This is a genomic window from Mucilaginibacter celer (genome assembly GCF_003576455.2).
In the GTDB taxonomy this organism is placed as follows: Bacteria; Bacteroidota; Bacteroidia; order Sphingobacteriales; family Sphingobacteriaceae; genus Mucilaginibacter; species Mucilaginibacter celer.
In genome coordinates this window covers 1,791,246-1,818,072 of sequence record NZ_CP032869.1, presented here as the reverse complement: position 1 = coordinate 1,818,072, position 26,827 = coordinate 1,791,246, and the positions used below count along the sequence as shown (strand labels likewise).

The 26,827-nt window shown below is 44.8% G+C and carries 14 protein-coding genes; 12 read left to right on the top strand and 2 right to left on the bottom strand.

What is annotated here, in order from left to right; genetic code table 11:
* The first annotated feature begins 94 nt into the window (after positions 1 to 94).
* The 12 genes from HYN43_RS07120 (at position 95) to HYN43_RS07065 (ending at position 21,755) form a co-directional block, all read left to right on the top strand.
* Positions 95 to 2,932 carry a SusC/RagA family TonB-linked outer membrane protein gene (locus HYN43_RS07120; RefSeq protein WP_119409296.1) on the top strand — a complete coding sequence of 946 codons (2,838 nt, stop codon included), beginning with the start codon at positions 95 to 97 and terminating at the stop codon, positions 2,930 to 2,932.
* 34 nt (positions 2,933 to 2,966) lie between these two features.
* Positions 2,967 to 4,475: a RagB/SusD family nutrient uptake outer membrane protein gene (locus HYN43_RS07115; RefSeq protein ID WP_119409295.1), complete on the top strand. Its 1,509-nt coding sequence runs from the start codon at positions 2,967 to 2,969 to the stop codon at positions 4,473 to 4,475.
* Positions 4,476 to 4,486: 11 nt separating this feature from the next.
* The gene (locus HYN43_RS07110) at positions 4,487 to 5,596 is read left to right on the top strand and encodes a fasciclin domain-containing protein (RefSeq protein WP_119408782.1); all 1,110 of its coding nucleotides are present in this window, start codon (positions 4,487 to 4,489) and stop codon (positions 5,594 to 5,596) included.
* Positions 5,597 to 5,658: 62 nt separating this feature from the next.
* The gene (locus HYN43_RS07105) at positions 5,659 to 6,729 is read left to right on the top strand and encodes a DUF5007 domain-containing protein (protein WP_119409294.1); all 1,071 of its coding nucleotides are present in this window, start codon (positions 5,659 to 5,661) and stop codon (positions 6,727 to 6,729) included.
* A gap of 19 nt (positions 6,730 to 6,748) precedes the next feature.
* Entirely contained in the window at positions 6,749 to 9,895 is a 3,147-nt protein-coding gene (locus HYN43_RS07100) for a SusC/RagA family TonB-linked outer membrane protein (protein ID WP_119408781.1), read from the top strand.
* A gap of 11 nt (positions 9,896 to 9,906) precedes the next feature.
* Positions 9,907 to 11,430, top strand: a complete 1,524-nt coding sequence (locus HYN43_RS07095) for a RagB/SusD family nutrient uptake outer membrane protein (RefSeq protein WP_119408780.1) — start codon at positions 9,907 to 9,909, stop codon at positions 11,428 to 11,430.
* Between the two features lie 29 nt (positions 11,431 to 11,459).
* A complete protein-coding gene (locus HYN43_RS07090; RefSeq protein WP_162996353.1) occupies positions 11,460 to 12,182 on the top strand; it encodes a fasciclin domain-containing protein in 723 nt (240 codons plus the stop codon).
* Between the two features lie 66 nt (positions 12,183 to 12,248).
* Complete coding sequence (locus HYN43_RS07085) at positions 12,249 to 13,835, top strand: DUF5008 domain-containing protein (protein ID WP_162996352.1); 1,587 nt, start codon at positions 12,249 to 12,251, stop codon at positions 13,833 to 13,835.
* A 31-nt stretch (positions 13,836 to 13,866) separates the two neighbouring features.
* Positions 13,867 to 15,567 (top strand): alkaline phosphatase family protein, encoded by a 1,701-nt coding sequence (locus tag HYN43_RS07080; RefSeq protein WP_119408777.1) that lies wholly within the window; start codon positions 13,867 to 13,869, stop codon positions 15,565 to 15,567.
* 29 nt (positions 15,568 to 15,596) lie between these two features.
* Positions 15,597 to 17,033: a PA14 domain-containing protein gene (locus HYN43_RS07075; RefSeq protein ID WP_119408776.1), complete on the top strand. Its 1,437-nt coding sequence runs from the start codon at positions 15,597 to 15,599 to the stop codon at positions 17,031 to 17,033.
* Between the two features lie 33 nt (positions 17,034 to 17,066).
* Positions 17,067 to 17,879 (top strand): PKD domain-containing protein, encoded by an 813-nt coding sequence (locus HYN43_RS07070; protein WP_119408775.1) that lies wholly within the window; start codon positions 17,067 to 17,069, stop codon positions 17,877 to 17,879.
* Positions 17,880 to 18,251: 372 nt separating this feature from the next.
* Positions 18,252 to 21,755: an ABC transporter permease gene (locus HYN43_RS07065; protein WP_162996351.1), complete on the top strand. Its 3,504-nt coding sequence runs from the start codon at positions 18,252 to 18,254 to the stop codon at positions 21,753 to 21,755.
* 34 nt (positions 21,756 to 21,789) lie between these two features.
* Here HYN43_RS07065 and HYN43_RS07060 read toward each other — a convergent pair whose 3' ends face one another.
* Together HYN43_RS07060 and HYN43_RS07055 are read right to left on the bottom strand one after the other, a co-directional pair.
* The gene (locus tag HYN43_RS07060) at positions 21,790 to 23,223 is read right to left on the bottom strand and encodes a rubredoxin (RefSeq protein WP_119408773.1); all 1,434 of its coding nucleotides are present in this window, start codon (positions 23,221 to 23,223) and stop codon (positions 21,790 to 21,792) included.
* A gap of 1 nt (position 23,224) precedes the next feature.
* A complete protein-coding gene (locus HYN43_RS07055) occupies positions 23,225 to 26,737 on the bottom strand; it encodes a nitrate reductase (RefSeq protein WP_119408772.1) in 3,513 nt (1,170 codons plus the stop codon).
* Positions 26,738 to 26,827 lie beyond the last annotated feature (90 nt).

The window sequence follows — 26,827 nt, the reverse complement described above, 5'->3', positions numbered from 1 at the left end:
GGGTAAAAAAAGCAGGATAAAACGTTCTGCTTTCTATAATAAATCCTACATCCATCGGGATACAACAACAAAGGATACATTACTAAAAGATAGTATGAATAATATTATCAGGCGTACTTTGTATAATAAACTGGCGGATAGTGTTACCAAAAAACCTTATGACCTGTCGAAGTTTCCCGCTGTATCCCTGCAGCAACTTTTAAAAGGGCAATTTGCCGGCCTTTATGTGCAGGAGCCCTCGGGCGAACCCGGTACTGTTCAGAATATGTTTATGCGCGGCGCACCCATGCCGTTGCTTTCTCAGCGGGATGTTTACCAGTCGCAGCCGCTGGTTGTGCTGGATGGGATCCCATTGGTAACAGAGCATCCCTTTGCTTATGATATTCAACTATATGACTATAACAGGTTGGGGACGGCTACCAACCCGTTTGCTCATATTGACATGAATAATATTGCCTCTATCGAGGTATTGAAAGACCTGTCGGCCACCGCAGTTTACGGGCCGCGCGCAGTTAACGGCGTCATCGTTTTAACCTCAAAAACGCCGGTAGCTGCCAAAAGCATCACTTTTGATTCGTATATAGGCCTCGCACAGCGTCCGCATGTAAATACCATCAACGGCAAGTATGAAAATGCTTTCAGGCAGCGCTTTTATGACCTTTATACCACCAATGGCAGATACTCGGATGATGAAAATTATCCCATCTACCTGAGCGATTCACTGAATAATGTTTACAGCGGAAAATCTGACTGGAGCGACCTTTACTATCGCAACGCGGTTGTTTACGGTATAAACTTTGGTATTTCGGGTGGTACTGACCGGGCCAACTTCCGGTTCTCATTGGGTGATCTGAAAAACAATGGCATTGCTGATGGAACTGTGCTAAACCGTTATAGCGCCATGTTCAACATCAACATGAAACCAATTAAATGGTTATTGTTTTCGGCTATGGTAAATGCCAACCGGCTGGACCGGCAGCGCAATAAATACCTGCGCGACAGGTTTGCCCAGATCAATTACTTCCCCGATCTCAGCGCCCCATTGCCACCCAACAAAGAGTACTATGCCGATTACCTGGCGCAGTACAAAAAAGGTTTTGATAACAACAAAATAAACATTGTTGATGGCTATGCCAAAATAGGCATCGACCTGGGGAGATTTAAGTTTACAACCACTTTTAACGTGGATTATAATGAGGGCTATCGCGATGTATTTTACGCGCGTACCCTTTTACAGGGCAACAGCTATGCATCCAATTACTTTGGTTACAGCCAAAGGATAATGGCCGACAATAAGGCAAGCTACGATCTGACCTTGAATAAGGTGAACGATTTTCATTTTGAGGTTGGACAATCAACTCAATGGGATACTTATAAGTATAGCAATGCCTATGCTTACAAAGGCGTGAATGACTATATCAAGATCGACTTGCTGGATTCTAACCCCAAAAATCCGGATGGATCTGATAATCCAAATTACTTAAACCCAACTGCCTTCCCGCGTGAGTTAACCTTCCGTTTTTTAGATAAGATAAGGCATAACCTGGTTTCGTTTTATGCCAAAACCGATTATTCATTTAAAGAAAAGTATTTTATATCGGCCACTGTGCGCGCCGACGGATCATCCAATGCCCAGCCCACAAGCAGGTGGTTTTACTCGCCGGTGCTATCTGCAGCCTGGAATATAAAAAAGGAATTGTTAGATAACAGCACGATTATAAACGATCTCATTTTAAGGGCCAGCGCAGGCCGCTTAGGCCGCCTTAACGCTTTTGATAATTACGCGCAAGGCCCTCAGTACACAGCATCTGTTGGTTATACCGGCAATTTAACCGTGCCCGGGTATAACGCGTTTGGTGTGCTTACCAGGCCTTATGCTACCGGTTGGGTTGGTTATGGCATCCCGTGGTCGTACTCTAATCAGTTGAATATCGGTGCAGATGCCGGTTTCCTAAATAACCGCCTGCACCTATCGGTTGATTGGTACCTGAAACAGGAAAAAAATTTACTGATAGGCATCCCGGCTTTTGCCGAGTATGGCTACAAACAGTCGATAGAGAGCGGGATGGCTGTGAACAATAGCGGTATAGATGTATCAATATCTGCCGATATCATCCGGAACACCAATTTTGGTTGGACATCATCCTTAAACCTTAACCGTAACAGCAACAAGCTAAAGGCATTGCCAAGGGGCTTAAATCAGATCATTGTTAATAACAGGCTGTTAAAAGTGGGCAGCCCGGTTGATCAGTATTGGTTGCTGATTAACGACGGCATTTATAAATCAGAAAGCGAAGTACCTGTTGTAAACGGACAGCCCCTTAAATACAACGGTATAGCCCTGCATGCCGGCGACCCAAGATGGCGAGACATCAATGGCGACAACGCAATTGATAATAATGATAAGGTATTAAAAGGACATTCGCTACCAAAACTCTCAGGTGGGTACGATAATAATTTCAGGTATGGCAACTGGAATTTGAACATCAACCTTTACTTCAACCTGGGCCGCGACCTGATACACCAGGAAATGGCCAGCCGCTTTGACTTTATTAACCGCGAAGGCAACAGCGATGTAAACTCGGTTAAAGAGATCACATTTTGGGAAAAACGTGGAGACTATAATAAATACCCTTTGTATAACCCCTGGAGCACAGTTATCCCCTACCGGGTTGATCAGGATCTTTTCCTTGAAAACGCTTCATTCCTGAAACTGCGAACAGTTTCTATCGGGTATGATCTTACCAAAGCCATGCGCCTTAAAAAAATCAGGCTAACCAGGTTTTATGTGTATGCCACAGCCAATAATGTGTTTACTATAACCCCATACACCGGCCAGGATCCTGAACTGGTAAGCTATGATGGCTATGATACAGGTTATGGCCTGCCAATACCAAGAACCTACACCCTTGGGGTAAAAATGGAATTATAATATGAAGAACGATAACAAAAATCATGTTGTAAAAATGAAAAAGACATTATGTATCGTCCTCGTCCTGTTTAGCGCTGCAATAGCAAGCTGCAATAAAACATTGGATATCGACTCGACGCGGGTTGTGGGCGAAAAAAACATGTGGAATAAGCTTGAAGATGCACGGGCCGGCATATTGGGTGTGTACGCGCTTACGCGTGCCGCGCTATCTGATAATGATGGGCACTGGCTTTATGGCGATGTGCGCACCGGCGAATTTATCAGCCCCAACCGGCAGGATCTGAAAGCGATTTCAAGCAACCAGCTCAACGCATCCTACCCTACCGTTGATGCTTTATCCGACTGGACAAGGTTTTATGCCATCATCAACGCTGCCAACATTTTTCTTGAACGCGTAGGTGATGTAAAAGCGGCCGATAAGCGGTACACCGAAAATAATATGATAGTAGATGTTGCCCAGGCTCGTTTTCTGAGGGCTTTCACCTACTTCTATATCGTAAGGATTTGGGGGGATGTGCCTTTCATTACTTCATCTCACGATGGCAAGTTTGAAAACCAGGCCCGCGAAAGCGGCGGCAAAATATTAATCTGGGCGCAACAGGAAATGCTCAAAGCAGCCGCCGATCTGCCTTTTGTATACAGCAATAACGATGTTCAGCAGCCGGGTAATTACTATAATGAAAACTCGACCCGCTGGGGCGGTGCTTTAGCTACAAAAAACACAGCCTATGCGGTTCTGGCCCATTTGGCGGCCTGGCAGGGAAACTATACGGAGGTAGCTACCTACACCAAATTTGTGGAAGATAACTATGGCAAAAGCGGTATCAATTTTCAAAGCACGGAAGACCTGACCAAATCAAACGGTTTCTTTTTCAATAAAAACACCAGCCAGATGTTTGGTTTCAACTCGGATTGGGGACATGTTGAAGGATCTGTAGCCGGTCACCTCGAGGAATTAACACTGGCCGAGCCTGTAGTAAATAAAAAGGTTCCGGATATCTATATGCCTAAAGATACCATTCTGAAAATATTCGATATGCCTAAAGACGAGCGCTTTAGTATTGATACCCTCGGCCAGCCACGCAGCGAGCGATACTTTACCAATATCAATGGCAAGTATCCCATTTTCAGCAAGATAAAGGTGATTCAGGGAGGCGTTTCTGATCCTACCTTCAGGTACTTCACCAGCGCATTGATTTTTACAAGGATAGAGGATGTGGTACTGCTCAGGGCCGAGGCGTTGGCTGTATTGGGCGATGTGAACGGAGCCATCAATGAAGTAACTTCTATAATGACCCGACGCGGCATGACAGAAATTACTATCGACAGTAACCAGGATATTATCGAACTGATATTTAAAGAACGCCACCGCGAACTGATGGGCGAAGGCCAACGCTGGTACGATCTGGTCAGGTACAACAAGATCAAACAAAACAACCCGGCATTTCTCAAACTCATCAATTCGCAGGGAATTTACTGGCCGGTATCGCGTAAGCTCATCGCACAGAATAACCTGTTAACTCAAAACCCATTTTGGAAATAAACTGACCATATATGAAAAAGTTGATAAAATATATGTGTGCCTTAACGCCGGTGTTTGTTGCAGCCCTGCTGCAAACCGCCTGCAAAAAGGACGGCGGTTATCACGACGCTACAGGCACAAACTCAAAATTTGCCGGCAACACCTACGAGTATCTGAAAAGCAAACCCGGTGTATACGATTCATTGCTGGCGGTAATAAACAGGATGGGCCTGCAACAAACCTTGATGGACAGCAACGTTACCCTATTCGCAGTTACCAACCCAAGTTTTCAGCTGGCCATTAATAACCTTAATACGTTAAGAAGGCAAAGCGATAAAGATCCGCTTTTTTTGGCAAAGATTGACGGTGTACAATTGGATACCATGGTTTCTTACTACATAATCAGGGGTAAAAAAACAACAGACTCGTTGCTGCTGCAGGATGGGCTCGATCTTCCGAGCGTGCGTTTTGGATATCCTATGCATGGCAAGGTTGTTAAAATATCGGCCTCCGGCCTTAACGGCGGCGGCCCGGATGTTATTGAATTCAGCAATACCAAACGGAGCAAGTTTGTCAGAAACTGGTCTACCACCACAACGGGTTCTAATAACATCAGTACCAAAAACGGGATCGTGCATGTGGTGAGTCCTGATCACATTTTCGGTTTTGATGAATTTGTATCGCGCTTAACCTTTGTTCCGCCTCCGCCAAACCTCATGACGCTGATAGGCGGCAAGCTTACTGTTTTAAGAGATAACAATGGCGGCCCGGATAACGGCGAAGGCTCTAAAAAAGTTATCGACGGCGATGACCATACCAAATTCCTTGCCGAACTACAGGGACGCTTATGGATGCAGTTTGAGTTGAATGAACCGGCAGTATCGGGTGTTTACACACTTACCTCTGCCAATGATGCTCCTGAACGTGACCCACGTGCATGGACTTATGAAGGCTCAAATGATGGTAAAATCTGGACTGAGCTGGATCGCCGCAGCAATTTCTTTTTTGAGGAACGATACCAGACCAAAGTTTTCAGGTGCCCCAATACCACACCTTATAAGTTTTACCGGGTAGATATTACCGAGCTGCGCGATGGTGGCCTTTTCCAACTGGCAGAATGGACTATCAATAAAGTGAAGTAAAGATGGAAGATCAAAATATTAATGCGATAAAAAAACGAAAAGACATGCGAGCATTCATAAAAATGGGATCCGTAGCTCTGCTGGTTGTTGCAGCCGCGCTGAGTAGTTGTAAAAAGATGTACGGGATTCCGGATGAGAAGGATTACCTGAGTAACAATGTAAACTACGCCAACAAAGTTTTTGAACCAATTTTAGGGCGCACCACTTTAATGGGTGGTTTTAATGGCGATAACTCAACCCAACCATTGAAGTTTGAGATTATTAACGCGCGATTTGGCGATGGCAGGCCGGTTACCGATCTGTTTCAAAAAAAGCCAACCTATGTATGGACGGCCCCTTACAACGGGCTTGAAAAAAGCCTGGCCGAGATTGAGGCCAAACGGAAACTGGAGGATCATCCTTTGTTTGAAGTACGTTCGTCGGGCGAGTTCATTATGTGGGGCTCATCCACCAACGCGCTCATCACGCCAAGGGCAACTGACAGTACCAACTTTCCGCAGGATACCCGTTTTTTTGATGTTAAAATAACTAATACAGGCGGCAGCACCGTGATTCGCGATTTGCAGGTAAGACCGTTCCGCGAGCGCCCTTATGAGCCTTCTGATGATTTTAACATTTATTCAGGTTTACCGGCACCACACCCAAAAACGCCTTATAACCCGGCCAGCCGCAACTACATCAGACCGTTTTTAAATGGTGTGATAGGTGCCCAAACCGATATCGCGCTGCAAAGTAATGATGATAAGAAAGATGTGGTGGTTTATATCCGTCCGTTTACCGGTGGCACCGGCAATTCGCTCAGGTTCAAATTCCTGAACAAAGATTCGGTAGAGATGAACCCGGCCTTATTTAACGAAACAACCTGGGATAAAATAGTGCACGGGTTTAACATGCAGAAAACCAACACCTATGTGCAATACGATGTAGCCTACCCTATTCCATTGGTTGAGATCTCAACAGTTTATGCGCCCGGAGGAACCCGCGACCATGCCGAATTTAAATACTCACGCATTGGTTTTGGCGGCACACGGGTAGTGGCAAGTTTCGGGATAGATTTCGCCATCTACAAAAAAGGCGATTGGGAGATAGTATTCCACTTTTTGAAGGACAATCCAAAGTTTGAAGACGAATAACCGATTAAAGCTTATCACGATGAGAAAACACATACTATTTTATATAGTGCTTGCCGTTTGCATAACGCTGTTCTGTACAGAGGCTTATGCACAGGCGCAAAATATAACGGTTACCGGCACGGTGCTTGAAAAAGCAACTAACAAAATTTTGCCCGGCGTAAATATATACCTGGGCAATAAAGGCCTGATACAAACCGATTACAAGGGAAAGTTTACCGTCTCTGTGCCGGCTAACAGTACCCTTACATTTACGTTTGTAGGTTTTGTTACCGAAAAAGTAAAACTCGAACCCGGGCAAAAAAACATAACGATAATGATGACCGAGGACAAGAAGGGCCTTAATGAGGTAATTATTGTGGCCTACCAAAACAGGAATAAGGAATCATCTCCGGGTGCTTCCGTTACCATAACAGCCAAGGATATTCAGGATGTACCGACATCAAACGTTGAAAACCTGCTGCAAGGTAAAGTAGCTGGTTTAAACGTTCAAAACAATACAGGTGCTCCCGGTTTCAGAGGATCGGTACAGGTGCGTGGTTTATCAGCCCTGAGTGTATCGGGCAGTGGCAGCGAATCATTCCTCCAACCTACTTCGCCGTTGTATATTATTGATGGGGTGCCCCTGGATGCCGATAAGGCCGCGGAGTTTGGTTTCCAAACCCAGGGACCGGGTGTAAGCCCGCTTTCATTGATCCCTGTAGAGGATATCCAGAGCATCCAGGTAATGAAGGATGCGCAAGCCACCTCTATGTATGGCTCGAGGGGTGCCTACGGTGTAATTATCATTACCACCAAGCGGGGAAACTCAAAAGTGCCAAGGGTGCGGTATACAGGCAACTTCTTTGTTAACGCTACTCCGCAACTGCGCGCAACAATAGGCGGCAATGCCGAGCGCCGGGCAAAAATTCAGCAAATCTTATCCAACGCTACCATTATTGATGAGCTACGGAGACTGGGGCAAACCGGGTTCCTGGCAGATAGCTTGAACGCATACTGGAACAACTCAACCAACTGGCAATCCATTTTTTATGGTACAACGCACAACCAAAGCCATAACGTAGCCTTAGACGGCGGAAACGACCGCTTTAACTACAAGGCCAATATGGGGGTTTACTCAGAAAAAGGCGTTATCAAAAACACCGGATTCGACAGGTATAACCTGAATATGAATATGGAGTTTAAGCCGAATGATAAGTTCAGGTTTTTCGGTTCGTTATTCGGCTCGTTGGGTAGCCAGGCCAAAGGCAACGGCGTTGGCTTGCTGCAACAAGGCGTAGCCGCTAACGGACAGGCTTCTACCCTGTTGCCTCCGCCCTCCTTTTATCTCTCGCCAGATGGCGTTACATCTGCTCTGCAAACGCAGAACAGTAACAGCACCAGGAACATCCGTACCAATGTTGACGGGCGCTATGAGTTTATCAAAGGGCTGGCGCTTTCCTCAAGCATCAGTTATGATTACACTTCGGATGCCGAATCCACGTTTACACCTGCGGCTGCTAATGCTCAGTTTGCACAGATCTATGATTATGCGGGCCGTAATTACACCTTGTATAATCGTAACGCCATTACTTATGCCCATACGTTCGGTGCAGATCATACCATCTTTGTTAATACATTTAATGAGATCTATAAACAGGGGGGCCAAAGCGGTATCATCAGGCAAACCCGTATCCCTAACGATCAGTTGCAGGGCCCAGTAGGTTCCGACTCGTATAACTCACGGGGGGGGGGTGTATTATCAAATTACAGAAACGCCACTATCGCATCCTTTGCGGGCTCTTTTAACTACGATTATAAAAAGAAGTACGTGCTGGAACTATCTTACCGACTGGATGGTACATCCTCAAACGGCCTGGAGAATCCATACTCAAAAAACCCTGCAGCAGGTTTCAGATGGAATTACTACAAGGAAAACTGGTTTAAAAACTGGGACTGGCTTACCTCAGGCGGCTTAAGGTTATCCTGGGGCCAAAACATTGTGCCAACCGGTACTTTACAAAGTATTTACGGTTTGTACAACCTGAATGGCAATTTCAACAATAACCCAACCATCGGTATTAACTATGAATTTATACCTAACCCGGCCTTAAAGCCAACCACTACCACCCAATATAACCTTGGGTTTGATATGACGATTTTGCAGGGTAAAGTCGACCTAACGTTTGATACCTATTACAAAAAGGTTGACAATTTATTGTTCGACAGGTTTTTGTCCAATAGTACGGGCTTCCAAAAAAAATCAAGTAATGATGTGTCCATTGCCGATTTTGGTTATGAGCTGATGCTAACTGTAAGGCCGCTAACTGCTAAAGATTTTAATTGGACGGTATCATTTAACGGCGCTATCAACCGCGACTACTTGCTAAGGTTACCTGCCGAATATAACGGACAATATATCAAATTCGATTATAACAACCGTCAGCACATCGTTTTCAGGGTGGGTAAAAATACCTTATCAAACTATCTGCTAACAAACCAGGGCGTTTATTCAACAGATGGCGATGTACCTGTAGACCCTGTTACCGGCAAAAAATATCAAACCGGTGGCCTCGCCTTTAAAGGAGGCGATCCGAGGTTTAAAGACGTTAACGGCGACTATATCCTTGACGACCGCGATTATGAAATAACCGGTAACTCGCAGCCATTAATTACCGGCGGTATGTCTACCAATATCAACTATAAAAACTTCGGGTTGAATATTTATGCTACGTATACAGCCAAGAGAACGATATTGAATAACGCCCTATCGGATAGGTTATCCATCATGCGCGATCCTTACGCTTTATTAGCGGCTGTACCGCTGGATGATTTGGATATATGGCGAAAACCGGGTGATCAATCTAAATACCCTAACCCCTACGCCTTTTCGCGGTTTAACCAGATCCAGCCGCTCCGTTCCGATCAGAGTTTGTGGCAGGAAGAAGGCTCATACCTCAAAATCAACACGGTTACGCTATCCTACATGTTCGACAGAAAATTTGTGCGACAGTTTGGTTTTAACAACGTGAGGGTTTATTTCTCAACCAATAACCTGATCACATTTTCGGGATATAATGGACCAAACCCCGAGAACGTGACCTCTCTTGGCCGGGATATATCAAGCGGTTACCCGGTGCCGCGCACTTATAATTTAGGTTTAAATATCGAACTCAATACAAGTAAATAAAACTCAAGATCATGAAAAAAAGTGTTATATACATTTTAGCGGCGGCGGCAAGCTTGTGTTTACCATCCTGTAAAAAGTTTCTGAACGTACAGCCCATTGATAAATTAACGGGTAATAACTTTTACCAATCGAAAGATGACGTGGTGGCCAATATTTACGATATGTCAAGAGCTTTTTTTGGCAAAGTCAACGAAACGCATTTTATAGGCGCCACAGGCGAATACCGCTCGGGCGAGGTTATGTACGAACCGCAATCAGACAATGGGCCTGCACGTGCATACGTTGAAGTATTGGGCCGGAATGATCTGATCAGGCTGTTGGCTGGAAACCAACCCTGGAATTTTTACAACTTTGATCGTATTACCGATTGGACAGGTTATTACCAGGTAATCCAAAGCGCCAACATCCTTATTTCAAAACTGGAAACGGGCGTTCCGGGCGTATCAGAGGTTGAAAAAAAGCAATTTGAAGGTGAAGCGGCTTTTATCCGCAACCTTGCATACTTTTTTATGGTGCGGCTTTATGGTGATGTGCCTTATTATACTGATGCTTTCCACTCAACAGCCTTACCTCGTGAAAACATGGTGTCGGTTTTAAACAAATGCATCGCCGATCTTAAAAAATACAAAGATGGTTTACCGTGGACTTATTCCGATCCAGCATTAAAAGGTGTAAGGGCAAGCCGGGGAAGCGTTATCGCGCTGATCATGAACATGAACATGTGGAATGCCGGCTTTGACAAACCCAATGCAAACAAATATTACCAGGAAACTGCCGATTTTGGACAGGAACTGATTAAAAGTAATGCTTACAGGCTGCTGCCAATAACCGAATGGGCTACGGTTATCAAAGGCCGGTCGGACGAGAGTTTGTTTGAGTTTTACCGCAGTATAAACTACGGCGATCAGAATACCAATGTTGCCCCTATCGGTGATATGTTTCTGCATTACCCATATAAAAGACCGGAGTATACCCACCGTATCAGCTTTGCTTATTTCAGGGCCGAGTATATGCAAAAACTATATTCTGGTACTGCTGATAAGCGTGCAACTATATGGTTTAATTCAGACATCTACGCCGATAACGGAAAGTTCATGATGCTGAAATTTGCCCAAAACTCTTTTGCAACCGGCGAGGAAGACGCTAATCCCGATAACACCTTTATGATATTCAGGTATGCGGGCGAAATTCTGCTTTGCGCGGAGGCACTTGCCGAACTGGGACAGGATGATCAGGCTATCGCTTTAGTAAACAAGATACGGGCCAGGGCCGAAGCTTCGCTCTACACCGGTGGCGGCGGACAGGATCTGAAGGATTTTATCTTTCTGGAAAGATCGCGCGAGTTGATGGGCGAAGGACACCATTATTTTGATTTGGTGCGCACCCGGCGGATTATGAACAGCGAATGGAGTTACAATGTATTAACGCTGGATAAATTTAACCGGGGTGCCTGGACATGGCCTATCAATAGTAACGCGTTGGCCAATAACCCCTTTATGTCGTTAAACATGTATTGGGTTAACGGAGGTAATTAAGCAATCCCTAAGAAGTAATGAAAAGCAATATGAAAAATATAATTATTGCGTTTGCCGGACTTTTACTGGTACTTACCGGCTGTAAACGCGATGAGTACTATAAAGACGGAGGCAAAGCCAAGGCCGACTATCCCGGCGATATGCTGCAATATTTGCAGGATAAAGCAGTGCCGTTTGATACCATTGCCCAGATTGTAAAACTGGCCGGTATGGAAGAAACATTCCGCAAAACCGATTTTACCTTTTTTGCGCCGGATGATGATGTGATCAAAAGAACCATCGGCAACAACAAAACCAGGGGATCATTAAATAAATTTTTGTTTGATGCCGGGCGCGACACGGTGAAAAATCTATCGGATATCGATTCGGCCATATGGAAAAAGTACCTGCAGCGGTATATGTTTAAAGGCATTAACCGCCTTAAAGATTATCCTCAAATAGATATCAACCTGCAAAACCAGTATCCGGGAGCGCTTTATTATGCCTACAGCGGCGATGTGCTGAACATTGGCGTGATATATGACGATGCCAATAACATCAAATATATTGGTCCGCGTACACTGGTAATCAGCTATATCTACGATATCAATAACGCGCAGAACGCGGTTTTCCGGAATAAGATCTCATCATCGGATATCAAGCCCAAAAATGGCGTGGTGCATACCCTGCAGTACAACGAGGCCTACTTTGGGTTTAACCAGGACGATTTTTACCAGGAGATCTACTTTGCAGGCCTTCACCATTCCGATTAAAACATTAGCAACAATATTTTTTCAATGGTAATCAATTGAAATATGAGAAGACTTAACTATATCATCATGCTTGTCCTGCTTGCACTCGGCATAGAGGCATGTAAAAAGGATAAAACAATTTACTCCGAACCTTACGGGGAAGGAAAGCCGCCTTTAGGCGTTACCCTAAGCCGCGACGCAGTACCAGTGCCGGCAGTTGGGGGGGTAGGCACCGAGGTTACGTTTAAAGCAACCGGCCTTGTGGCTTATAAAGACAAAATAAAGTTTATGTTTAACGGCGAACCCGGCCAGGTTACCGAAGTAACAGAATCAACCATCAAAGTGAAAGTGCCGCCGTTTGGCAGTACCGGTATTACATCGATAGCTATTGATGATCAGTTGGTGCTTGGCCCCCTGTTTAAAGTATCCGGATTAATTAATATCGACCCTTCTTTCAGGGCTACGGCGGGAGCAAACGGTGGTGTAAACCAGGTTTATCCGCTTGCTGATGGCCGTAACCTTGTACTGGGATGGTTTACCAATTATGATAATAAAGGGATCATAACGCCGCTTAACCGCATAGTAAGAACATCGGGCGATGGCGAGTTCGATCGCACTTTCCGTACAGGTAAAGCCGCTAACGGTTCATTATCAAGGGTTATTGAACTTGGCGGAAAGTACGTTATAGCCGGGGGTTTTAGTGGCTACAACCAACGCACCGAAAACATCAGCAATATTACAACCTTAAATGTTGATGGCAGTATTGATACCATCGGCGTAAAAACCTACAGACGACCATCGCAAACGGATACTACCAAGTACTTTCCGAAGTTTAATGGCGGCACTAACGAGTATATCTCTAAAATATACAAGCATCAAAATAAAATACTGGCAACCGGGAGTTTCAGGTACTATGTAAAGCGGGTTTATACCGAACATAACCATGATTTTACCCGCGATACGGTGATCCTGGATAGTACGGAGATCAGGCAGATTGCCCGTTTTAACCTGGATGGATCGCTTGATAAAACGTACCGCTTTAACATAGCAACCAATAAAGGCCTGCCTTCGGCAAATGGCCCTATCGAATCGTACATGCATACCGACGCCGATCAGCTGGAAAAACTGGTGTTGTTTGGAAGCTTTACCACGTTTGATCAAAAAACCGCCGGCCGCCTGGTGCGCTTAACAGCCGCCGGAGCCATCGACGATTCGTTTAAAACAGGTACAGGTACCGATAACAGTATCTCATCCTTAACCTATAACCCGATTACTAAAAAATACCTCATAACCGGCATATTCAGAAATTATGATGGCAAAGCGGCTATCAGCATGGCGCTGGTTAACCTGGATGGTACACTCGATCAAACTTTTGTGGCAAAAACATTTGAAGGCGGTTATCCCGGTTTCGCACGCCAGCTTAATGACGGGCTGATAGTAGTGAGCGGCAGTTTTAAAAAGTATGATAATGTTACCCGTAACGGTTTCATGGTATTAAACACCAAAGGTGAGCTTGCAGCAGACTACAATAGCACCGGGCCGTTCTCAGGTTCTTTGTATGATATCATTGAAACCAAATCAACCGATGGTAAACGGGCATTATTGCTGATAGGCAATTTCGACAGATTTGATAACATACAGGTTAGCAACATTATACGCGTAACCATCGAATAATTTTTTATGACAACCTATAATTTATAAAGAAATGCAGAACAGGAAAAAATACAAGGAGATCATTTTTTCGATTATTTGTGCATTGGCCGTTGTTGCAATATCATGTAATAAGGATTTTGTGCGTACCCTGCCCGATAAAAAATATACAGATACTGCTAAAGCATCGTTTGGCGAGCGCAAGGTTCTGTACCTGATAGTTGATGGTGCAAGGGGATCATCGGTAAATAGCGCCAATGTACCCAATATAAAGGCATTGCTGCCAAGCTCTATCTACAGCTGGGTTGCCCTGAGCGATCCGGATTCGACGCGGGATGTAAGCAACTGGGCCAATATGCTAACCGGTGTAAAAAAAGAAAAACACAAGGTGTTATCAGACGATTTTGCCGGGAACAACCTTGCAACTTACCCGGTGTTTTTTGAAAGGATAAAAGAAGAAAAGCCGAATGCCAAAATTGTTTCTTTCGCTTCATCGGCCACTTTTAAAAATAAGTTAACGCAGGGCACTACAGCAAGCGAACTGTTCAGTACCGACGAGCAGATTAAAACCGCTGTAGTTAACAGCCTGAATACCGATACGGCACAATTGATAGTTGGCCAGTTTAATGATATCAGGGAGGCCGGAGCAAAATACGGATATAATAATTCGTTCCCCCAGTATAAAGCCGCTATCGAAAAGTTTGACGGCTATGTAGGCGAGATCATCGACGCCCTCAAAAAAAGGAAAAACTATGCCAATGAGGACTGGCTGGTGGTGATTGCTTCAAGCGGTGGCGGAAAGTTTAATATTCCACCAAATGAAAATGACAACACCGTTTTCAGTAACACGGCGGCCAATACATTCACCATTTATTACAACCCGAAATATAAACAAAGGATTATAGGTAAACCATTTACCGGCAACAGGTACCTGGGGCGTACTGTACGTTTGAAGGATACCGGTATAAGGGCCGAGATAGATACCGCCGATATTTTTAATATAGATGATACTACCAAATTCACCATCGAGCTGAAGGTTAAAAAGAATGAGGATAAATTCTTCTGGCCAAGTATTTTGGGTAAAAGGCCCGAATGGTCATCCGGGCACCCGGGTGTTGGCTGGGTAATTTATCTTGAAGATACTTACTGGTATTTTGAATACCGGGGTACCAAGGATGGCGATTATCACCAGTGCCGCGGCGGCGATTTACCAAAAGGCCAATGGCAAAACCTTTCGGTTAAATGTGAAATACGTGCGGGCAGGCGGTATATCAGAACATATACCAACGGGGTTTTCAATAATGAATTAGATATAACCGAATCAGGAAGCCTCAGTAATAACAGTAAGCTAAAACTGGGCTACTTAAATGGTAATGGACACGGCACGCCGGATGTATACGTAACAGATATCAGGTTTTTTAAGGTAGATGTACCCGATGCCGTGATTGGAAATTACGCCTGCGAAACCTCCATCAGCGAAGGCCACCCCTACTACACTTTTTTAGCAGCCTACTGGCCGGGTACAGACGGCCAGGGCGACAGGATCAGAGATGTTGGTCCGCAGGCGCGGGATTTTAAATTGAAAGGTAATTACCAATGGGAGGATTTTAATGACCTGATTTGCCCGCCGCCGGCAGGAGCACTTGCCCAGTTTGTTCCGCAAACGGCTGATATACCGGCCCAGATCATAAACTGGTTCAGGATCCCCAACAGGCAAGCCTGGGGACTTGATGGCCGCGTTTGGCTTGATCAATAGATGATAACCATTAAAAACTAAATTATTTGATGATGAAAAAATACAGCTATGTTTTGCTTATCGGATTAATGATCCTGGTAGCGGCAGCCTGCAAAAACAATGCACTTGATGATCTGAAGCCAATCCCCAATACCGACAGGGATATTTCAGGTGCAGGTGCAAATACCGGCGATGCAACCGCCGGGAACGAAATAGTTAAAGTGCCATTTAAAATATCCTTATCGGGGCCTGCAACCAAAGCATTCCAGGTGGGTGTAACGTTTAACAATGATACAGTAACCAAGCTGATTGCAAATGGCACCCTTAAAAACACGGTAATGTTGCCTGCCGGAGCAATTGACTATAATAGTGTTATCAATGTAGCATTCGGCTCGGATACAGCAACATCGGTTGCCAGCATCAGGTTATCGGCCATAGAGGCTAATTATGGCAAAAAAGTGGCTTTTGCGTTTAAACTTACGGCACCTGGCAAGGGCAACCAGATTAAGGGCGGTCAATCAAACATCCTGGTGGTGCTTGATACCAAAACGCTTATTAAAGAAACGGATATTCATTACCTGTCGCTTTTAAATGGCGGCGGCATTATGGATGTCGATTATCAAAAAAACTACACAACATCGCCTGCAGGCATCACTATCCCATTAACAGTAAACCTGGCAGGTGTACCGGCCGGTGCGTTTAACGTGAGTGTAAAACTGAATATGGATACGATAGCTGATTTGGTAAGCAAAAAAGTACTGCCAGCCAACACTATCGCGCTTAAACCCGATCAGTTTAACATTGATACCCAGATCAGGGTAAACTCCAATGCCAGTACCGCCGTAATCCGTTTATCCATTGGATGGCCTGTTTTTGATGCGAATATAGTTGCCAACAAACGCTTTGGCTTTGTAGTGAGTTTGGTTAATCCTACAAAACACATCCTGCATCCAACAAACAGCAGACTGATAGTTTTGGTACAACCGGAAGTTAACCTGGATAACAACTCGTACATAACCGGTAACGGAACGGGTTTAAAAGCTGAATACTTTTCAAACAACCAACTACTTGATTTTGACGGCAGAAAGCCCGATCTTGTACAAATAGAACCCACCATTGATTGGCCCAACGACGGGGTTTGGCAGGCTGCGATACCAGGCATCAGTCATGATAATTTCTCCACCCGGTGGACCGGCGAGTTCCTTGCACCGGTTAGAGGCGAGTACGTGTTTTGGCAAAACGAATGGGACGACGGATCGAGATTATTTATTGATGGCAAGGCCATTATTAACGATTTTACCACCGAATGGGATAAAGATAGCCGCAACGCCAAAATATTTTTAGAACGTGGTAAACGCTACAAAATAGAGGCCGATCATCGTGAAAACGTAGGCGGCCAGCGTGCCCGTTTAACTTTTGAAGTGCCGTCGGCCGGTATCAACGGGAGGAGGATCATACCGCAAAGCCAGTTATTCCCGGCACCCTGAGCCAAAACAGATCAATGGAAAAAAATTAAAGACATGAAAAAAGCATTGCACATTATATCGGTATTTACAACAGCGGCCTTGTTGTTTGCCGGGTGTAAAAAAGATAAGCCCGCACCACAACCCAAACCGGATGAGCCACTACCTGTTGTGAATTTTACTGCTGCGCGAACAGATAGCGTTGATTTTTTAAGCTATCAATTTACCGGTACAGCCACTAATTATAAGGATATCCTGTGGCAGTTTGGTGACGACAGTACATCTACAGCAATCGCACCTAAACACCGTTATGCGTTTGATGGCTTATATCACGTAACTTTCACCGCCCGCAATTCGCAGGGATTTTCGTCTGCCCGTGAAATAATACTGAATGTAGCCGACCCTAACTTTGACCGCACCAAAGTAGGTGAGAGTTATTTTAAAACCATAGGTGGCACGCTCACCGTATCGCGTGATAACGGAGGCGGCCCAAATGCCGGCGAGGGTTCATTAAAGGTAGTTGATGGTGATCCGAACACCAAATTTTTTCAATCAGGTTTCTCCGGCGACCTGGTTTTGAAATATGAACTTAACACACCAGCTGTCGCAGGTGCCTACACCATGACGTCGGCCAATGACTCGCCAGATCGTGACCCTAAAGGATGGATCCTGCAGGGTTCGGAAGACGGCATCCGTTGGATAAATCTCCACAGTAAAAATAACGAAGTTTTTGCCAACCGTTTTCAGCGGATCATCTACCACTTTAACAACAATGTAGCTTACAAATTTTACAGGCTAAGCATAAAGGTAAATAATGGCGCCCGTGATTTTCAAATGGCCGAGTGGACAGTTAATAAAAAGCAGCCGTAATAGTTTCTTTTTATAATAGAATACCCAAGCAAACGGAAGCCTGAAAATGGATTTTATTCAAAAAAAACACCTCCTACAGTTATTGACCTGTGGGAGGTGAATTTTCGATCAAATTTATTGAGATACTCAGCGATTACGCGTTGACAGCATAAGCCGAAAACAGTTTTCGGGCACAATTGCCTGATGATTCCCATTTTGTTGCTATATGGGAGATATATCATACCAAGGTAACACTACTACCTGTTAAATCTGCCGTTTAAAAACGAACGCCCGTTCGTACGGTTTCATTACAATCAAACCATGTTAATTTATATAAATTATTGTTTTTCAGTAGTTTATAATTTCGGAATAAAGATTGAGCAAAAAAACTGTTTGAACTCAATATTAAATCATATCGCACCTTATGAATTAACCTGCCTTGCAACATTATTTGCAGGCTTGATGCTTGCCTTGTTATTGTGGTTCATTAAAAAGGATAATCAAACAGCCAATCGTTTGCTTAGCCTGGCCCTGTGTGCAACAGTACTTGAGTTTGCAGTGCCGGCTTTAGTGTTGCCATTGGCAGTCGGTCCGCTGCTTTATTTTTATGTACGCACGCTAACCCGGACTGATAGTAGTTGGCACCGGAAACATTGGCTACACTTTAGTCCCTTACTGGCAAGTTACTGGGTCCCGCAACCGCTGATTTTACTGTCGATTATCGTTTACATATTTCTTACTTGCAGACTAATTCAGCGTTTTTACGATAGTTTGCAACCCGTATTAATGGACCGGCCACGATATGCTTTCCGGCGACTGAATCAAACCCTCCTCCTGCTCGGCTTGCTTTGCCTGTTTACAACCTTAAACCAGGTTTTCTTTTTGGCTATCGCCTGGGTGTTGATCTTCATGGCAGCGGAAGCTATATTGAAAACGGATACCCGTGTGCCACTGGCTAATGCAAATGCCGACGATTTAGAAAAAGCACGCCGGTTGAGAGAGGCAGTGGCTGTCGGCCGCCTTTACGAAGACGCCGATCTCACCCTGGCTTCGCTTGCCGTAAAATTAGGCATCCACCCGCACGATTTGTCCAGGATCATTAATAACGGCCTGAAGAAAAACTTCAACGACTTTATTAATGAACTACGCGTAAGAGAAGTTTCACGAAAAATGAAAGACCCGGCTTATGAGCGGCTTACCCTGCTGGGCATAGCATTTGAAAGCGGCTTCAACTCACAGAGAACTTTTAACCGGCTTTTCAAAGAGATTACCGGCAAAACTCCTGTTGAATACAAAAACAACCTGAAGAAAGTGTTGCCAAATGATAAGTTGGCTATGCAACCACATTTGCGAACGATAATATTGCATCAGGAAAGCCCGGAAAACCGGCTTTCGGGAACTTTAAAACGCCATGTCATGATCCGCAATTATTTTAAGATCGCTTACCGAAACCTTGTTCGCAACAGCAGTGTATCAATAATCAATATAAGCAGTTTGGCCATAGGGTTAGCCAGTGTACTGCTGATTAGTTTGTATATAAAGAATGAGTTGGGCTACGATAACTTTTTTAAGGATGCCAACCGCACTTACCGCGTTAACATCCACGAAAAAGATGGCAATAATGAATTTATTGCGGCACACACGCCACCGCCTTTAGGCGAGGCTTTGCAAACCAATTTTCCCGAAATTGAAAGTTATACGCGTATTTACATGCCGGGCGATGAGGTTGTGCACTTTGTAAAAAACGGGCAGCGTGAAGCGATGACAGAGAAAAAATGTTTGTCGGTTGATTCCAACTTTCTTCAATTTTTCAACTATCCGCTGCTTAAGGGCAATGCTGCTACATGCCTTAACGGGCCAGGTGGAGTTGTGCTAACCGAAAGCTGTGCGAAAAAATATTTTGGTGAGACCGATCCGATTGGTAAAACTCTCATATTTGACGGATACGATGCACCTTTTACTGTTACCGCTGTGCTGAAGGATCTTCCGGAGCAATCGTCATTGCAATTTGAGATACTGCAGTGCAACCTGGCTATGCCGGTTATCAAACATTTTAGCTGGAGTTGGGTTTGGCTGCAAACAGGCACCTTTATTAAACTAAAGCCAAAAGTGCCCAATACGCCGGCAGATATTCAAAAACTTGTGGCTCGTTTTCCGGCCATGGTAAGAGTTCAGGCCGCCACGGCATTTCGCCGTATAGGTACGCCGTTTGATGAGTATCTTAAAAAAGGCAATAAATATGAAGTGCTGCTTCAGCCGATAGCTGATATGCATTTTTATTCTGCCCAGATCGGCAACCGTTATTTTGTGGCGAGCGATATCAAATACCTTTATATATTTTCGGCTATCGCCTTGTTCATTATCCTGCTGGCTTGTGTAAACTTTATGAACCTGGCCACTGCCCAATCGGCTAAACGTGCCAGGGAAATTGGCATACGTAAAGTGTTGGGCTCAGCGCGCAGGCAATTGGTATGGCAATTTTTAACGGAGGCTTTGGTGTGTACCATTGTAGCTTCAATTATTGCCCTGATTATTGTCATCATCGCATTACCGGGGTTTAACCAACTGGCATCCAGGTCAATTTCAATCAGTGAGCTTTATGACCTACGTATTTGCTTTGGTTTGTTACTGCTTATCCTGCTCACCGCACTTTTTGCCGGTAGCTACCCTGCGTTTTTTCTCACTTCCTTTAAGCCGGTTATAGTGTTAAAAGGCAAGGCCGATGCTATCATATCCCAAACCGGCTTTTCAACACGTAACGTACTGGTGGTATTTCAGTTCGCGGTTTCGGCGGCTATGATCATCTGTACCATCGTAGTATACAGGCAACTGCAATACAACAGATCAAAGGATCTGGGTTATAACAAGGAGAATGTACTGGTGATTGGCGATGCCGAATGGCTGCTGAACAACGAGGAAAATTTCAGGCAGGAAGTTTTAAAATTACCGGAGGTTGCCAATGCAACAATCAGCACCAATCTGCCCGCTTCAGAAAAATATTTTGAGGATGAGTATAAGCCTGAAATGGATGGAGAAAATCCGGGCTCGCCCGAAAAAAGATTGGATCTGTCATCCTATATGGTGGATGAGGCCTTTGTGCCAACGCTTAAGCTGCGCATTATCGCGGGCCGGAATTTTTCGAAGGCGTTTAATGATTCAACTTCGGTAATATTAAATGCTTCGGCTGCAAAACTAACCGGTTGGAAAAATCCCATTGGTAAACATCTTGTTTATCCCGGCGGCTATAATAAACGTTTTGAAGTGATCGGTATCGTGAAAGATTTTAACGCGCTCTCCCTGCACGATCAAATCACTCCCTGGGCGCTATTCTATACCAAATCCGGCAATTATATAACCCGCACGTCTTATATCGCTGTAAGGCTCCGGCCGGGCGACTATTCAAAAGGCATTGCAAAAATTCAATCCGTATGGAAGAGCTTTTTGCCCGAATACCCTTTTGACTATAATTTTCTTGATCAGCAATACAACGAACTGTACAAAACAGATCAAACTATGGGCAAGGTATTCAGCGTATTTACCCTGTTATCGGTTATTGTAGCATGCATGGGGCTGTTTGGCCTGGCCATGCACACGGCAGAACGACGTACCAAAGAAATTGGTATCCGCAAAGTTTTGGGTGCTTCTACCACTAACGTGATAGTAATGCTATCAAAAGATTTCCTGAAACTGGTGGTCATCGCCTCATTAATCGCCATTCCAATAGCATGGTATGCCATGCAAAACTGGTTACAGGATTTTGCATACAGAACAGATATCAACTGGTGGATATTTGCCCTTTCAACCACACTGGTTGCGTTTATAGCTTTAACAACAATCAGTTTTCAATCTTTTAGAACTGCGACCGCTAACCCCGTGAAAAGTTTAAGAAATGAGTGAAAGCTAAAGCAGCTACCTGGCGCAATGCCAGCCGCTAAACCATCTCGAGAGTTTTAAAATCATGTTTAGGTGCGCCGCACGTTGGGCATTCGTAAACTGCTATCGTTTCAAATGGTTGTCCGGCCGGTATTTGATTTATCTGGTCGCCATATAGTTCATCATAAACAGTCAGGCACCATTTGCATTGAAAGATTATTTTTTTGTCTGAAAGCATTTCGTCCCGGCTTTCATTTTTCTGCAAAAACACCTGCTGATTACTTAGTTGCCGGTAAAAAAAATCGCAAAGCTCAATGAGATGTTTACTTAATTCTGCTTTGCTTACCTCCGATTTATAAGCCACAAAATCGCGGGTGTTATGGTTAAAATCGCGGGTGTGGATAATCTCATACTCATCCGGCCTGCGTTCGCGGATCATTATGGATCCATAAATTCCTGATTTGGGCGAGCGTTTGATGGCAAAACTAAGACGGTATGTACGCAAATCAGCCTCTTCAAATTCGCGGACTAACTGCTGCTTTAATTCCAGGCACGACGTGCATAGATCCTCCACCTGCCAGTTTAATTCGTTGGAGGCGTGCCTGATGTTTATCCTGTATTTATTAAGCAAATCTCCCCAGAGAGGCCGGTGTTTCAGTTCGATATTTTTTACCAGCAGGGATTTCCATGGACTAACATACAACTGCCCTACCCTTGTTTGCAGGCAGATATTACAGATCTCCTTTAAAAATTCGATATCAAAAAGCTCATTGCGCCGGTAAATACCCAGCCAGTATTTATTACCCTGTTGCTTGTTGAACCCCTCGTAATAAGGCAACTGAAATTCAGGAATAACCAGTGATTGCTCGATGGATTGAATAACGAATTTATTGTCGGCCGTTACCAATTCATAAAGCAAGTTGCCATCAGCTTCAGGCTTATCATAAAACAATTTCCTGTTGGCAAGTATCACCTTCTGCACGGCTTTACCCATAGCCGGGATATCATCCGAATAAACCAAAACCGGCCAGCAATATAGGCTATTGGTTTTTGGAAAGCGGATATACAGGTACCAGTAGTTACTAACCGCCGAAGAGATGAAATTAAGGTTACCTGTAAAGAAGGGCGCGAAGGTTTGGCTGCTATCTACAATGTTGATCTTAAGTTGCGGCTTATAATTAAACAGATCGAAAATATCTTTATAAACCCCTTCCTTCAGCCAGTTATCGTGGTTAAAAATACCATCGGCAATATATGAGCTGGTAACGTTGGGATACTCATCGGCAGCAATTTCGTAATCTATCCCTGCGCCAAGCACATCAAACTCTAACGCCTCAAGATTATCTGCATCAGCCTCAAAAAAAAGCTGCTGACGGTTACCAAAGCGTACATTTTTAGCACCCGCGTTTTGCGCGATGATCAGCATTTCGTACAGATCGCCTGCAGAGATCACGCCGCCGGGTAAGTTTATTTTGATCAGTTTGCCGTCCATATTATGCTTTTATTAATTGTTGTTGTAAAACCTCACCCAACAGGCGCTTTACCTCCGGTTTGCACGATCCGCAACCGGTTCCGGCACCTGTCTGGCTGCAAACATCGGCCAGCTGGGTACAACCAGCTGCTACTTTGTTACGGATATTATCGGCACCTACGTTATTGCAGCTGCAAACCAGTTTGCCCAAAACAGGCTCGGCGGTTTTACCGCTGCGAAGTAGTTTGAGGCGCTTTTCGCTCAACTCAGTTTTGTTGGCTATCAGTTCCCTAAATTCCTGGAACTCGCCTTTATCACCTATCAGGATAGTACCCACCAGCCTATCCTGGTGAATGATACATTTTTTATAATAGCGTTTGGCTTTATCGATAAACAAAACTTCTTCATAATCCTTATCATCCGGGCATTCGGACAGGCCGATGCTGCATAGATCAAAACCATGAATTTTAATGATATTCATGAACAGGCTGCCTTTGTAGTAACTGGCAATATCGCCGTTCATGTAACCTGCAACTACGGCGGCTTGTTGCTCGGCTGCTGCGGTGATGCCATATAGTGTGCCTTTAAATTCGGCAATCTCGCCTATGGCGTAAATGTTTGGGTCACTGGTGAGCAGGTATTCGTTTACGATGACACCGCGTTTGCATTCCAATCCGCATTCCTTGGCAATTTCGAGGTTTGGCGTTGTACCAATAGCGAGGATCATTGCATCGCAATCAATTTTGCGCCCGCTTTTTAGCCCGATGCCGGTTAGTTTTGAACGCCCATAAAACAGCTGTACTTCATCGTCATAAAAAATATCGCAACCCTGGTCAACCATTTCCTCGTGCAATAAGCGGCTACCCAGTTCATCCAGTTGTCGGTTTAAAAACCTTGATGTCCGTTGAATGATAGTTACCGTATTACCTATCTCGCGCAGCGAAGCAGCCATTTCAAGGCCGAGCAAACCGCCGCCCACAATAACTACATGACCGCCTTTAGGCACATGCTTTTTAAAATTATCGGCATCGTTACGGCTGCGCATACTGAAAATACCGGGCAGCGTGGGTACGTTTTTAGGTACAGCGGCACGGCTGCCGGTAGCCAGCAACAACACATCATAATAAGTTTTTACGCCCCGGCTATCAAGCACATATTTATTATCACGATCTATTTTTTCGATGCTTACGCCGCGGTGCAGTTTGATGTTCAGCTCGGGTTCTTCCTCGTCGGTCATTTTAACCAACTGCTCCCAGCGCTGTTCGCCGCTGATGTAGTCGGGCAGCATTACCCGGTTATAAAACGGGTGGTTTTCTTTATTGAAGATGATAATCTCATCGTCTTTATTCAATTCCCTGTATGAGCGTACAAAGCCGTGTGCTCCTGCACCTGCCCCTACCACTACAATCCGTTGGAAAGGTTTTTTAAACTTTACCACGCTCACGGCGCAGTATTTAAAATCGGGCTCTTTAGAGATCGGGTCAACTTTATCGTTGGTGATATTATTTACCCGGTGCATATCGCTGTTCAGGATCTTGCCCCAGTGCATCGGCACAAAAACAACGCCTTTTTTTATTTCGGGCGATAGCTTGGCTTTAACCCTGATCTCGCCACGGCGCGAAGTTATAATGGTAACATGCCCTTCCTTAATACCCAGCTTTTCGGCATCAAAAGGATTGATTTCCATAAAGGATTGCCTGATGTGCTGATTAAGCTTATTCACCTTGCCGGTTTTACTCATGGTATGCCACTGATCACGGATGCGGCCTGTGGTGAGGATGAATGGAAAATCATCATCAGGCATTTCGCTGGTGAGGGTATCCGGTACGGCACCGATACGAGCTTTGCCGCTTTCAGTATAAAACTTTTTATCGGTAAACAAACGTTGCGTCGCCGGCGCTGGGCTACGTTTTTTATAAGGCCATTGCACCGAACGCTGCTGCTTAATGATCTCGTAACTCAAGCCGCTGATATCGATATTGGTTTTAGCGGTAAGCCGTGCATGCTCTGCATAAATTTCAGATGCATCTTTAAAATCGAACCCCTTATAACCCATTTTTTGGGCGAAACGGCAAATGATCTCGCTATCGGGCAGGGCCTCGCCAGGTGGATCAAGAATTTTATTCAGGTAGCTGATGCGCCGCTCGGAGTTGGTCATGGTTCCCTCCTTTTCGGCCCAGGCAGCGGCGGGGAGTATCACATCGGCATAAGCCAGTGTTTCAGGCTTGTTGCTGATCTCTTGTACCACCACAAACTTCGCTTTTTTCAAAGCTTCCTCGGCCATACGTACATTAGGCAAACTGGTAAGCGGGTTGGTACACATAATCCAAATGGCTTTTAAGCGGCCATCATTCAAGGCCTCGAACATTTCGGTAGCGGTGAGGCCTGGTTTTTCGGCAATCTCGGTACCACCCCAAAACTTCTGTACTTCGGCACGGTGGGCGGGATTATTCAGGTTACGATGTGCCGGCAACAAATTAGCCAAACCACCTACCTCACGCCCACCCATGGCATTAGGCTGCCCGGTTAATGACAACGGCCCTGAACCCGGTTTACCTATATGCCCGGTAATTAAATTAAGGTTAATGAGGCTTAAGTTTTTATTCACCCCAACGGCACTTTGGTTAAGTCCCATTGTCCACATGGAAATAAAACCTTTAGCCTCGCCTATGTAAAGCGCTGCCAAACGGATCTCGCTTTCAGCAACCCCACAGATCAATGCCGCTTCGGCCACTGTACGCTCGAAAACTATTTTGCTGTATTGCTCAAAACCATCGGCGTGGTTGGTAACAAAATCGGCATCGATATCACCATTCTCAATCAATACCCGGCCAATAGCATGGTTAAGCGTAATATCCGTACCGGGATTAATTTGCAGGTGCAGATCGGCAATACTACAGGTATCGGTAGCGCGAGGGTCAACCACAATAATTTTCACATCAGGATTGGCGGCTTTGTGCGCCTCCACCCTTCGCCATAAAATAGGATGGCACCATGCCGGGTTGGCCCCGGTAACATAAAAGCAATCTGCCAGTTCAATATCTTCGTAACAAAGCGGTACGGTATCCTCGCCCAAAGCAATTTTATAGGCGGCAACCGCGCTGCTCATACAAAGCCGCGAATTAGTATCGATATTATTACTACCTATAAAACCTTTAATGAGCTTGTTCACCACATAATACTCTTCGGTAAGGCATTGCCCCGAAGCATAAAACGCCACCGAATCGGGTCCGTATTTGTTGATAAAAGTTTTAAAAACGGCGGCGGTACGCTCCAATGCCTCGTTCCAGCTTACCCTTTGCATGGGCATATTTTTGTTGTATCGCATTTGAGGGTACAGCAGCCGGTCGCTTTTATCGTTGGCAGTATGGTGCAGGTTAAGGCCCTTGCTGCAAAGCATCCCTTTGTTTACGGGATAATCTTTATCGCCTTCAAGCGTAATATTCCCGTTTTTTTCTTTATTAATAACAACGCCGCAACCCACCCCACAATAACAGCAGGTGCTTGTAAAAGTATTTTGTTGTGAGCGCTTCATTTTTTTTAGCCGAAAACTTTTTTAAGCTGAAAGCATAAGGCTTAAAGCCGAAAGCTTTTTTTATTGTTTTTAATATTATCTACCACCAGA

What these genes read in the sequence shown, in the direction of transcription:
- HYN43_RS07060 (WP_119408773.1), bottom strand. Translation starts at nt 23,223, where the DNA reads ATGGACGGCAAACTGATCAAAATAAACTTACCCGGCGGCGTGATCTCT.
- HYN43_RS07090 (WP_162996353.1), top strand. Translation starts at nt 11,460, where the DNA reads ATGAAAAATATAATTATTGCGTTTGCCGGACTTTTACTGGTACTTACC.
- HYN43_RS07120 (WP_119409296.1), top strand. Translation starts at nt 95, where the DNA reads ATGAATAATATTATCAGGCGTACTTTGTATAATAAACTGGCGGATAGT.
- HYN43_RS07085 (WP_162996352.1), top strand. Translation starts at nt 12,249, where the DNA reads ATGCTTGTCCTGCTTGCACTCGGCATAGAGGCATGTAAAAAGGATAAA.
- HYN43_RS07080 (WP_119408777.1), top strand. Translation starts at nt 13,867, where the DNA reads ATGCAGAACAGGAAAAAATACAAGGAGATCATTTTTTCGATTATTTGT.
- HYN43_RS07055 (WP_119408772.1), bottom strand. Translation starts at nt 26,737, where the DNA reads ATGAAGCGCTCACAACAAAATACTTTTACAAGCACCTGCTGTTATTGT.
- HYN43_RS07105 (WP_119409294.1), top strand. Translation starts at nt 5,659, where the DNA reads ATGGGATCCGTAGCTCTGCTGGTTGTTGCAGCCGCGCTGAGTAGTTGT.
- HYN43_RS07095 (WP_119408780.1), top strand. Translation starts at nt 9,907, where the DNA reads ATGAAAAAAAGTGTTATATACATTTTAGCGGCGGCGGCAAGCTTGTGT.
- HYN43_RS07075 (WP_119408776.1), top strand. Translation starts at nt 15,597, where the DNA reads ATGATGAAAAAATACAGCTATGTTTTGCTTATCGGATTAATGATCCTG.
- HYN43_RS07070 (WP_119408775.1), top strand. Translation starts at nt 17,067, where the DNA reads ATGAAAAAAGCATTGCACATTATATCGGTATTTACAACAGCGGCCTTG.
- HYN43_RS07100 (WP_119408781.1), top strand. Translation starts at nt 6,749, where the DNA reads ATGAGAAAACACATACTATTTTATATAGTGCTTGCCGTTTGCATAACG.
- HYN43_RS07110 (WP_119408782.1), top strand. Translation starts at nt 4,487, where the DNA reads ATGAAAAAGTTGATAAAATATATGTGTGCCTTAACGCCGGTGTTTGTT.
- HYN43_RS07115 (WP_119409295.1), top strand. Translation starts at nt 2,967, where the DNA reads ATGAAAAAGACATTATGTATCGTCCTCGTCCTGTTTAGCGCTGCAATA.